13 protein-coding genes and 1 pseudogene are annotated in these 11,121 nt (G+C 56.4%); 8 read left to right on the forward strand and 6 right to left on the reverse strand.

Annotated elements, in window-relative coordinates; genetic code table 11:
• The 4 genes and pseudogenes from R6T97_RS14790 to R6T97_RS14805 all read left to right on the forward strand — a co-directional run.
• Positions 1–520, forward strand: a pseudogene (locus R6T97_RS14790) (RNase adaptor protein RapZ); the annotation flags it as partial.
• Entirely contained in the window at positions 517–912 is a 396-nt protein-coding gene (locus R6T97_RS14795; RefSeq protein WP_410350055.1) for a PTS sugar transporter subunit IIA, read from the forward strand. The pseudogene R6T97_RS14790 and the gene R6T97_RS14795, both read left to right, overlap by 4 nt.
• Positions 909–1,178: an HPr family phosphocarrier protein gene (locus tag R6T97_RS14800; RefSeq protein ID WP_410350056.1), complete on the forward strand. Its 270-nt coding sequence runs from the start codon at positions 909–911 to the stop codon at positions 1,176–1,178. Before R6T97_RS14795 ends, R6T97_RS14800 begins: the two co-directional genes overlap by 4 nt.
• Before the next feature lie 69 nt (positions 1,179–1,247).
• Positions 1,248–2,087: a lysophospholipid acyltransferase family protein gene (locus tag R6T97_RS14805; RefSeq protein WP_410350066.1), complete on the forward strand. Its 840-nt coding sequence runs from the start codon at positions 1,248–1,250 to the stop codon at positions 2,085–2,087.
• Here the strand turns inward: R6T97_RS14805 and R6T97_RS14810 are convergent.
• Positions 2,084–2,959, reverse strand: coding sequence for a 3-hydroxybutyryl-CoA dehydrogenase (locus R6T97_RS14810; RefSeq protein WP_410350057.1), 876 nt, complete (start codon positions 2,957–2,959; stop codon positions 2,084–2,086). The two genes, R6T97_RS14805 and R6T97_RS14810, sit on opposite strands and share 4 nt — an antisense overlap.
• Before the next feature lie 160 nt (positions 2,960–3,119).
• Between R6T97_RS14810 and R6T97_RS14815 the strand changes: the two genes are divergently transcribed.
• Complete coding sequence (locus tag R6T97_RS14815; RefSeq protein WP_410350058.1) at positions 3,120–3,965, forward strand: DUF6473 family protein; 846 nt, start codon at positions 3,120–3,122, stop codon at positions 3,963–3,965.
• A gap of 51 nt (positions 3,966–4,016) precedes the next feature.
• Here the strand turns inward: R6T97_RS14815 and R6T97_RS14820 are convergent, their stop codons facing one another.
• The 5 genes from R6T97_RS14820 to R6T97_RS14840 all read right to left on the reverse strand — a co-directional run bounded on the left by R6T97_RS14820 (position 4,017) and on the right by R6T97_RS14840 (position 7,535).
• Positions 4,017–4,943, reverse strand: a complete 927-nt coding sequence (locus tag R6T97_RS14820; protein ID WP_410350059.1) for an electron transfer flavoprotein subunit alpha/FixB family protein — start codon at positions 4,941–4,943, stop codon at positions 4,017–4,019.
• The gene (locus tag R6T97_RS14825; protein ID WP_410350060.1) at positions 4,943–5,701 is read right to left on the reverse strand and encodes an electron transfer flavoprotein subunit beta/FixA family protein; all 759 of its coding nucleotides are present in this window, start codon (positions 5,699–5,701) and stop codon (positions 4,943–4,945) included. Before R6T97_RS14825 ends, R6T97_RS14820 begins: the two co-directional genes overlap by 1 nt.
• 163 nt (positions 5,702–5,864) lie before the next feature.
• Positions 5,865–6,437 (reverse strand): cob(I)yrinic acid a,c-diamide adenosyltransferase, encoded by a 573-nt coding sequence (locus R6T97_RS14830; RefSeq protein WP_410350061.1) that lies wholly within the window; start codon positions 6,435–6,437, stop codon positions 5,865–5,867.
• A gap of 2 nt (positions 6,438–6,439) precedes the next feature.
• Positions 6,440–6,646, reverse strand: coding sequence for a twin transmembrane helix small protein (locus R6T97_RS14835; protein WP_410350062.1), 207 nt, complete (start codon positions 6,644–6,646; stop codon positions 6,440–6,442).
• A 61-nt stretch (positions 6,647–6,707) separates the two neighbouring features.
• Positions 6,708–7,535, reverse strand: a complete 828-nt coding sequence (locus R6T97_RS14840) for an SDR family NAD(P)-dependent oxidoreductase (protein WP_410350063.1) — start codon at positions 7,533–7,535, stop codon at positions 6,708–6,710.
• A gap of 116 nt (positions 7,536–7,651) precedes the next feature.
• Between R6T97_RS14840 and R6T97_RS14845 the strand changes: the two genes are divergently transcribed.
• The 3 genes from R6T97_RS14845 to R6T97_RS14855 form a co-directional block, all read left to right on the forward strand.
• Complete coding sequence (locus R6T97_RS14845) at positions 7,652–9,994, forward strand: DNA topoisomerase IV subunit A (RefSeq protein ID WP_410350064.1); 2,343 nt, start codon at positions 7,652–7,654, stop codon at positions 9,992–9,994.
• A gap of 127 nt (positions 9,995–10,121) precedes the next feature.
• Positions 10,122–10,559, forward strand: a complete 438-nt coding sequence (locus R6T97_RS14850) for a c-type cytochrome (protein ID WP_410350065.1) — start codon at positions 10,122–10,124, stop codon at positions 10,557–10,559.
• A 371-nt stretch (positions 10,560–10,930) separates the two neighbouring features.
• Positions 10,931–11,121, forward strand: a 191-nt coding sequence (locus tag R6T97_RS14855) for a GTP-binding protein (protein ID WP_410347642.1), incomplete at its 3' end; no start/stop codon positions are given.

The following is an 11,121-nucleotide window of genomic DNA, read 5'->3' on the forward strand; positions in this document are numbered from 1 at the left end:
TGAATTGCTGATCCCCATCCGGGCCCGTGCAGATGTGCTGATTGATACGACGGGCATGTCGCCGCATGATGCCAAAGCAGAAGTGGAGCAGTGGTTCGGAACCGGGGAAGGACGCAAGCTTGGCGTCACGCTGCATTCTTTTTCCTACAAACGCGGGCTTCCGCGCGGTATGGATATCGTGATGGATTGCCGCTTCTTGCAAAACCCCCACTGGGAAGAACACCTCCGCCAGTTGGATGGACGCGATCCTGCTGTGGCGGCCTATGTCTTTGCTGACCCGCGGTTTCCTGCATTTTTCAAGCAGGTAAAGGGGCTGATCGATCTGCTGCTGCCTGCGCATCGTGATGAGGGAAAGGCCCATCTTTCGATCGGCTTTGGCTGTACCGGCGGGAAACATCGTTCCGTGGCAATGACAGAACGATTGGCAGAAGCCCTTGCACAAGACGGTTGGCATGTGTCTAAACGACACCGCGAGTTAGAGAGGCGCGCGGAACAACAGAGCAGGGAAATTGCAGATTGATCGGGATCGTCATTGTTGCTCATGGGGGATTGGCGCGGGAATATCACGCGGCGGTCGAGCATGTCGTTGGCCCACAGCCCGGAATGGTCAGCATTGCAATCGGTGCAGAAGATGACCGCGCGGCCAAGCAGACCGAAATTTGTGACGCGGCCGACGATGTCGATACCGGTGATGGCGTGGTCATTGTGACCGACATGTTCGGCGGGTCGCCGACCAATCTTTCGCTGCGTGCCTGTAGCCCTGAAAATCGCCGCATTCTTTATGGTGCGAACCTGCCGATGCTGATCAAGCTGGCCAAGTCGCGCCATGCCAGCGTGCCTGATGCCGTCGAGGCTGCGATCGCAGCCGCACATAAATATATCAACAGCCACAACGGCGGGCTTTCCCAATGACACAGCTACGGCTCAAGATTCAGAACATCAAAGGGCTGCATGCCCGCGCCTCTGCCAAGCTGGTTGAAGTCGTTGAAAGCTTCGATGCAGAGGCTACTGTCAGCAAGGACGGGGAGAGTACGAGCGGGGACAGCATAATGGGGCTTTTGATGTTGGCAGCATCTATCGGAACCTTTATTGAAGTCGAGACAACCGGCCCGCAGGCAGATGACCTTGCGGCGGCAATCGAAAACCTTGTCGCAGACAAGTTTGGTGAAGGCGACTAACGCGTACGCGGATCGAATAGGACAAGCACATTGACCGAAACGACCCCCAAAGCTTCTGCCTCGCCGGTAATGTCCGAAGCGCCACCTCGCGTCTATGACCGCGGTGCGCTCACATACTCGAACACGTTTGAAAGCCCGGTCAAACGCAAGATCATCAAGACGATCGAGTGGTTTACGGGCAAGATCCATATTATTCGCATGATCCGCAAATTTGAAAAGCGGGGCAAGCTGAGGGGGCAGGCGTTCTGGCGCGGCGCATTGGATGTGATGGGCATTGACCTGATCACGCCGCAGGAACAACTTGACCGTATCCCCAAAACGGGTCCGGTTGTGATCGTTGCGAACCATCCGCACGGGATGGTTGACGGCATGATCTTTGCCGATCTGATTGGTCGTGTCCGCACGGATTACCGTATTCTGACCCGCGCTTTTCTGACTGACCTTGATGAGGCCGCCGGTAAATTCCTGATCCCTGTCCCGTTCCCCCACGACGAAGATGCACAAGCAAAGATGGTCGAAATGCGCCGTCAGGCCATGGCCCACCTCAAAGAAGGCGGCGTGATTGCCATCTTTCCATCTGGCGTCGTGGCATCATCCGACACGATGTTCGGCCCGATGATCGAGAGAGAGTGGAACCTCTTTACCGCCAAGATGATCCGCATGTCCGGTGCACGCGTCGTGCCTTTGTTTTTTCCCGGTGCGAATTCACGTTGGTACCAGATCGCCAATCAAATCTCGCCGACGCTGCGTCAGAGTCTCTTGATCCACGAGATCGTGAACGCCTGCGGCAAGCCGCAGAAGCCCATCGTCGGGCACCCCTTTGACGAGGAAGAAGTAAAGGAACGCTTGCAGGACCAGCGTGCTTGCATGGACTGGATGCGTGAGCAGACGCTGAACCTCAAGGGCTAGCGCGTCGGTACTGGAACCTCGCCGCGGTAGTCGTAAAAGCCGCGCTGTGTCTTGCGACCCAACCACCCCGCTTCAACGTATTTGGTCAGCAACGGGCAAGGGCGATATTTTGTATCCGCCAGCCCGTCATGCAGGACGTTCATGATCGCAAGGCAGGTATCAAGACCGATAAAGTCGGCAAGCTCCAGTGGGCCCATCGGGTGGTTTGCGCCCAGCTTGAGTGACGTATCAATGGATTTCACCGAACCGACACCTTCATAAAGCGTATAGATCGCTTCATTGATCATCGGCATCAGGATGCGGTTTACGATAAAGGCGGGGAAATCTTCGGCGGTGGCCGATGTCTTGCCCAGTCGTTCCACGACGGCGTAACAGGCCTTGAATGTCGGTTCATCGGTCGCGATGCCACGGATCAGTTCGACCAGTTGCATGATCGGCACCGGGTTCATGAAATGGAAGCCCATGAACTTTTCCGGCCGGTCGGTCCGTGACGCAAGGCGCGTGATCGAGATGGAAGACGTGTTCGACGTCAGGATGGTCTCTGGTTTGAGATAGGGGACAAGATCCTCGAAAATAGCCGTCTTGATGGTTTCGCGCTCGGTCGCGGCTTCGATGATCAGGTCAGTTTGGCCAAGGTCGGTCAGCGTCTGGGTCGTGCCGATGCGTTTCATCGCCGCGGCTTTTTGGTCCGCCGTGATCAGATCCTTGCTGACCTGGCGTTCCATATTGCGGTCAATCAGGTTCACGGCAGCGAGGAGTGCCTCTTCACTGATATCGGTCAACAGCACCTCATAGTCTGCCAAGGCAAAAACATGCGCGATGCCGTTGCCCATCTGACCTGCGCCGACGATGCCTACCTGTTCAATTGCCATGATCAATCCTTTGACGGTTCGTTGCACCATAGGCCCCGGCGGGGGGCGGCTTCAAGACGGCAGGATGCGTAAAAGTTTTATCGAATGCTCTCATTAGCGAAATAGCAAAGGATTCGCGCGAATCTACCGCCCGGGTGATGTAGAAAAGGGGGCGGCGGCCATGAAACACGACACGATTGAAAACGGTGACTTGTCTTATGCGCCGTGCCGCTACGGAAATTCGCGTATGTTGTTCCGCGGGCCGCGTAAACGGATCGATTTGCCCTATCTTGCCTTCATCGGCGGCACCGAGACCTATGGCAAGTTCATTGAAAAGCCGTTTCCCCATCTCGTCGAAAAGGCAATGCGACAAACCTGCGTGAATTTCGGCTGCGTCAATGGTGGAATTGATGCGTTCGTCAATGATCCGACGGTCATGGGTATTTGCGCAGAAGCTGATTTGACCGTCGTGCAAGTGATGGGCGCGAACTATCTTTCAAACCGGTTCTACTCTGTCCACCCGCGACGCAATGACCGGTTCTTGCGGGCATCTACAGTGTTGCAGGCCATCTATCAGGATGTCGATTTTTCAGAGTTTTCCTTTACCCGCCATATGCTCGGGGCGCTTCACACCAAATCGATAGAGCGTTTTGATACGGTCGTCCAAGAACTGCGTGAAGCCTGGTTGGCACGGATGCGCAATATGCTTGGCCAGATTGGAAACCGTGTCATCCTGTTGTGGTTCTCCGAGGATTTGATGACAGATGACCATTGGTCGGATCGCATTGGCCAGTTGCAGGTCGACCCGCTGTTCGTGACCGCCTCCATGATCGACGAACTGCGTCCTCTGGTCAAAGATGTGGTTGTGGCCAACCCGACAGAACGTGCGGTGTCGCAAGGGACAAGAGGTATGTTTTTCCCTGCAAGCCAAGCGAAGGCAGCGTCGGAAATGTTGGGGGTCGACTGCCATATCGAGGCAAGTGCCACATTGATTCCGAAAATACGTGATCAACTCTATGCTATATAAAAAGGGTCCGCACTAACGTGCGGACCCTTCTGATGCGATGATAGCGCGGGTTCAGAGCTTGCTGGTCAGCTCTGGAACCGCGTCAAAGAGGTCGGCCACCAGACCAAAGTCGGCAACCTGAAAGATTGGCGCTTCTTCATCTTTGTTGATTGCCACGATGACCTTGCTGTCCTTCATGCCGGCGAGGTGCTGAATTGCACCGGAAATGCCGACGGCCACATAAAGATCGGGCGCAACCACCTTACCGGTTTGGCCAACCTGCCAATCGTTTGGTGCATAGCCGCTGTCGACAGCAGCACGGGATGCGCCCACGGCGGCGTTCAATTTGTCAGCAAGCGTTTCAATCAAGGCAAAGTCAGCTTCAGACCCGACACCACGGCCACCGGAAACAACAACGCCAGCGGATGTCAGTTCTGGGCGATCGGAAGCGGCGACTTTATCTTCAACCCACTCGGACAATCCGGGGTTGCCAGCTGCGCCAATGTTTTCGACAGTAGCAGAGCCACCCATCGGTGCCGCTTCGAAGCCTGCTGTCCGGATGGTCATCACCTTCTTCTCGTCCGAAGATTTTACAGTCTGGATCGCGTTCCCTGCATAGATCGGGCGTTCGAATGTGTCGGCATCAATGATCGCAGTCACTTCGGAAATGATCATCGCATCAAGCAGTGCCGCGACGCGTGGCATGACGTTCTTGGCATCTGTCGTGCCGGGTGCGGCAATGTGTGTGTAGTTGCCGGAAAGCGAAACGATCAGGTCCGCGGTCGGCTCTGCCAAACGGTGGCCAAGGGCTTCATCTTCGGCGCAAAGCACCTTGGATACGCCTTCAATCTTTGCGGCCTCATCAGCCGCGGATTTCGCCGAGGCCCCGGCACAAAGCACTGTCACATCGCCAAGCGCTTGCACAGCGGAGACAGCTTTTGCAGTCGCATCAACGGCCAATGCCCCGTCAGTGACTTCGCCAATTAGAAGAACAGCCATTATACAGCCCCCACTTCTTTGAGTTTTTCAACAAGTTCATCGACAGAGCCAACCATGATGCCAGCCTTGCGGGCTTCGGGCTCAGTTGTGCCGACAATGCTCAGACGCGGGGTGACATCCACGCCGTAGTCGGCAGGTGTCTTTTCGTCCAAAGGCTTTTTCTTGGCCTTCATGATGTTGGGGAGCGATGCATAGCGCGGTTCATTCAGGCGCAAGTCAACCGTGACGATTGTCGGCATCTTGACCTTGATCGTTTGCAGGCCGCCGTCGACTTCGCGTGTGACAGTGGCGCTGTCACCGTCGATATCCACCTTGGACGCAAAGGTCGCCTGCGACCAGCCGAGCAGGGCTGATAGCATCTGGCCTGTCGCGTTCATGTCATTGTCGATCGCTTGCTTGCCGCAAAGCACTAGACCGGGTTCTTCTTCCTTGACGATAGCCGCAAGGATTTTCGCAACGGCGAGTGGCTCAATGTCGGTATGCACATCGTCAGTCGCGATGACAAGGATCGCACGGTCAGCACCCATGGCAAGCGCGGTGCGCAATGTTTCCTGGCTTTGTTTGACACCAATGGAAACGGCGACGACTTCATCAGCTTTGCCTGCTTCGCGCAGGCGTATCGCTTCCTCGACGGCGATTTCGTCGAAAGGGTTCATCGACATTTTGACATTGGCGAGATCAACACCGGAACCATCCGCTTTCACGCGAACCTTCACGTTGTAGTCGATCACGCGCTTGACGGGTACGAGGACCTTCATCTGCGTTACTCTCCTAAGTATCTTATCAATTATCTTCTCGGAATGTTGTTATCGTGCGTGTGGCCGAGAAAACAGTGCAAAATCGACGCGGGAGGGGTCACCGACGCCACGTTTTGCCGCGCGCATCAAGCATCGGGGCAAAGTGGATGGCTGCCCACCTGACCTAGCGGTTCGCTCCGGGTACCCAAAGGACGTCATCCTTGCCATTGTTGTTGGCAATCCGCGACGCCTGAAAACACCAGTCGGACAAACGGTTGAGATATTTTACCGCCGCCGGGTTTACTGATTCTGTCGTCGCCAATTCGACGGTCAGACGTTCCGCACGGCGTGACACAGTACGGCACAGGTGCAGATGTGCGGCCAATGCCGACCCGCCGGGGAGGATGAAGCTGCGCAAAGGTTCGACTTGCTTGGTCATTTCGTCGATCTGGCCTTCCAGACGTGCGACCTGCGCATCGGTCATGCGAAGCACCGGATACTCTGCTTCGCCATCTTTTTCCATATCAGGGCGGCACAGGTCCGCGCCCAGATCAAAAAGATCGTTCTGGATCATCGCCAGTTGCGCGTCCATCTCGCCTGTCGCGTGCAGGCGTGCAAGGCCGACGGTGGCATTGGTTTCATCGACTGTGCCATATGATGTGACCCGTAAGGAATGTTTGGCGACCCTGCTTCCGTTGCCAAGCGCGGTTTCGCCCGTATCACCGGTTTTCGTGTAGATTTTGTTGAGAACGACCATGATTAGTTTCCTTCGCCGCGCAGATAGACAAAAATGAGGATCATGACGACAGCAAACAGTTGTGCGCCGATCCGCCACCGCATGATTTTGTTGGCGTGTTTGCGGTTATATTCCCCGCCTTTGCCAAAGCTGCCCATGCCCCACATCAAGATGCCAAGCACAACCAGCACCGAGAGTGACATCATCCAGAAAAGGGGGTCGTCCAACATGGTTCAGCGTCCTTCGTTCGTGTCTTCCGCGATGTAGCAGTCAGGTTTGGGAAAGAAACCCTTATCCACGCAAAATCACAGCATCAAGCATGCGCGTCGAAAGAATGCGCCGCAGAAACCCCATCAGGTAGGTTGGATGTGTCACGTAGTAGCGCGGTTTTGGTCGCGTGGATGTCAGTGCGTGCAGTATCTTTTTGGTGACGGCAGAAGGGGGCATTTCAAACCTGTCCGGACCCTTCTCATCATAGAGCCGCGATCTGAGTTCTGCATATTGCGCAGCGCGTGCCGATGACTGCCAATCGATCCATTTCTCGAAATGCGGGATCGCATTTTCGCGGATTTTTGCCGTGATTGGACCGGGTTCTATCGTGATCACCAGAATTGGCGTGTCGCGCATTTCAAGTCGCAAAACATCCGTGAGCCCTTCCAGTGCGAATTTTGTCGCAACATAGGCGCCGCGCCAGCGCAAGGGGACAAGACCAAGCACCGACGAGCAATTGATGATCCGGCCATGCCCTTGCGCGCGCATTACCGGGATCACAAGGCGCGTCAGTTCGTGCCAGCCGAAAAGGTTGGTTTCGAAAATTGCGCGCAAGGCGTCGGTCGGAAGATCCTCGACCGCGCCCGGACAGGCGTAAGCGCCGTTGTTATAGAGCGCGTCCAGCGTTCCGCCCGTCGCTTCGAGCGTCGCGGCCAGACCGTTCACGATGCTGTCGGCATCGGTGTAGTCGATAAGCGGGCTTTCGAAGCCTTCCCCGCGCAACCGCTCGCAGTCTTCGGCTTTGCGGCAGCTTGCAAACACCCGCCAGCCAGCCGCGCGTAAGCCGTGTGCGGCATCAAGGCCGATCCCGGAAGACGAACCGGTGATGAGAATGGATTTCTGTGTCATTGCGACTGTTTGGCCGTTATGCTCCATTCTGGCAAGCGGTGGTCTGTCACTCCGCCTCGTGCATCAGCAAATTTCCCTGCTTTACGCCAGAATTGCAGCCCGCTAAACCCGTCGTCATGAGTGATGATAGCGATACCGGCCTTGGCCCGAACGATGTAACAGAAACGCTGCGCCGCGCGATTGGCGACCGGTATCTGACCTATGCGCTGTCCACGATCATGCACCGCGCGCTGCCGGATGCCCGTGACGGGCTGAAACCCGTCCACCGCCGCATTTTATATGCGATGTCACGCTTGCGCCTGTCCCCTTCCGGAGGGTTCTTGAAATCCGCCAAGATCAGTGGCGATACCATGGGTGATTTCCACCCCCACGGCGATGCCGCGATCTATGATGCGATGGCGCGTCTGGCGCAGGATTTCAACGTTCGCTATCCGCTGGTCGATGGTCAGGGCAACTTTGGCAATATCGACGGGGATAATCCTGCCGCATCGCGTTACACAGAGGCGCGTATGACCGCCGCTGCCGAGGCGCTGTTGGAAGGCCTTTCCGAGGACAGCGTTGATTTTCGCGACAATTACGACGGGCGACTAACCGAGCCGGCGGTCTTGCCGGCCTCGTTCCCGAACCTTCTTGCCAATGGATCAACCGGTATCGCAGTGGGGATGGCGACCAATATCCCGCCGCATAACCTGCACGAGTTGATCGACGCCTGCCTGCACCTGATAAAGACGCCGGAGGCACGCGACGACACGCTGCTGAACCACATTCCGGGCCCTGATTTCCCCACCGGCGGTGTGATCGTCGAACCCCCTGAAAACATTGCCGAAGCCTACCGCACAGGGCGCGGCGCGTTCCGCCTGCGCGCGAAATGGGAGGTCGAGGATCTGGGCCGTGGCCAGTGGCAGGTTGTCGTCACCGAAATCCCCTATCAGGTGCAGAAATCCAAGCTGATCGAAAAGCTGGCCGAGGTGATCCAGTTGAAAAAGGTTCCCTTGCTTGCCGATGTCCGCGACGAAAGCGCCGAGGATATCCGCGTCGTGCTGGAACCGCGCGCCAGATCGGTCGATCCCGAGGTTCTTATGGGGATGCTGTTCCGCAACTCCGATCTGGAAACGCGTTTCAGCCTGAACATGAACGTGCTGATCGACGGGCTGACACCCAAGGTCTGTTCTCTCAAGGAAGTGCTCCGCGCGTTCCTTGACCACCGCCGCGATGTTCTGATCCGGCGCAGCAAGTACCGGCTCGAAAAGATCGACCACCGGTTGGAAGTGCTGGAAGGCTTTATCATTGCATTCCTGCATCTGGACCGTGTGATCGACATTATCCGCTATGACGATGACCCTAAAAAAGCGCTGATGGTTGAAGACTGGTCAAAGGATCATGTGCGCGCCACGTCCGAAGTCGATTATGTCTCGCCTCTCGTGCCGGGTGCCGATCCCGAGGTTGCCTTGTCCGAGGTGCAGGCCGAAGCGATCCTGAACATGCGCTTGCGGTCCTTGCGCCGTCTGGAAGAGCTGGAACTGATCGCCGAGCGTGACGCGCTGATGGAAGAACGTACCGGGATCGAGGATTTGCTGCAAAGCGATGATCTGCAATGGGCACGGATTGCCGAACAGTTGCGCGAGACCCGAAAGATTTTTGGCCGCGACAGCGCAGGTGGCGCACGCCGGACCCAGTTTTCCGAAGCCGCCGAAGTTATCGAAGTGCCCTTGGAGGCGATGATTGAGCGCGAGCCGATTACTGTGGTCTGTTCTCAGATGGGCTGGGTTCGCGCAATGACCGGGCATATCGACCTGACGCGCGAATTGAAATTCAAGGATGGCGATGCGCCTCGCTTTATTTTCCATGCGGAAACCACCGACAGGCTGCTGGTCTTCGGGGCCAATGGCCGCTTCTATACCGTGGGTGCGGCGAACCTGCCCGGCGGGCGGGGCATGGGTGAACCACTGCGCCTGATGATTGATCTGCCAAATGACGTTGAAATCGTGGATATCCTGATTCACAAACCTGGTGAAAAGCTGTTGGTGGCGAGCGCTGAAGGCAACGGTTTCATCGTTCCCGAGGCAGATGTCGTGGCACAGACCCGTGCAGGCAAGCAGGTGCTGAACGTGAAAGATACCATCGCCAAAGTCTGCCGTCGGGTAGCTGGCGATCATGTCGCGGTCGTGTCAGAAAATGCCAAGCTGCTGGTGTTTGAAATTGGCGAATTGCCAGAGATGGGTCGTGGCAAAGGCGTGCGTATCCAGAAATACAAGAAGGCAGCAGGGCGACAGGGGATGCTGGAACTGGATGGCGGGCTGTCCGACATGACCACGTTCAACTGGGATGAAGGGCTGTCTTGGACGATGGGTGGCGGCAAAACCCGTACAGAGCCCGACATGACAGAATGGAAAGCCGCCCGCGCCGGCGTCGGCAAGCGTCCACCTCATGGATTCCCCAAGAACAATCGGTTTGATTAGGGTCGTGTCCTTAGTCGCTTGACCTTGACAGGCTGTTTTCAACTGTAGTTGAGAAAGCGACTTGACCTTCCTGTGCGGGAAGGCTGCAGGTCTGCGACGAATTCAAAGAAAACCAAGGCAAATCTGTATGAAAAAACGTATTCTTGGAGCGTCAATCCTTCTTTTTGCAGGGATTGGTGTCTATGCCGCACAGCAAGGGACGGCAAATGATGGCAGGTCGGCTGCGGCAGCCCCTATGCCGGGAACGCCCTTGGTCCAGGTGGTGATACCTGATCAATTCTCTGATGCCGCCCGGATTGGACAACGTATCTTTGATGGTAACTGTGCAAGCTGTCACGGACCGAACGCAGCAGGTCGCGCGGAGCGTGCGCCGCCGCTGGTTCACAAGATCTACGAACCTTCCCACCACGGTGACGAAGCATTTCAACGCGCCGTGGCGATGGGCGTGCCTGCGCATCACTGGCCCTTTGGAGACATGATACCCGTCCCGGGGTTGACACCGGGCGATGTTGCAATGGTCGTGGCCTATATCCGTGAACTGCAGGGTGCCAACGGCATCGATTAACAATCGCAAGCTGTCTTGAGATAGCGGCGTATTCTGCCTCGCCTTATGCGATGATAACTACCGCTAAGTAACTCTATTGAAGTCGTAGGAAGTGGCGCTTGGGCATTCAACAAAGCTGAAAATACTCCCAAATGCTTCGAACCTTTCCCACCAAGTCAAAGCAGAGCACATTACGGTTTTGGGTCACGGTCTTCGCGGGTCACTGCTTGCAGACTGTGCGCAGATCGTGTCTCCGAACCCATCGCAAGAAAAAGTACATGCGTGACCTGTTGCGCACAGCTAAGGCTTGATTTCCCTTCCGTTTCCAAATACATCGCCCGCGATGTTGGACCGGGCCCGCAATGGCCCCTCAAAATTAAGGGCCCTGCGATATGGCAAAGGCAAAGTTTGAACGTAATAAGCCGCACGTGAACATTGGCACGATTGGCCACGTTGACCACGGCAAGACGACGCTGACAGCGGCGATCACGAAGTACTTCGGTGATTTCCAGGCGTATGACCAGATCGACGGCGCGCCGGAAGAGAAAGCGCGCGGGATCACGATCTCGACCGCGCACGTTGA

Source organism: Yoonia sp., from assembly GCF_046498525.1.
Classification (GTDB): Bacteria; Pseudomonadota; Alphaproteobacteria; order Rhodobacterales; family Rhodobacteraceae; genus Yoonia.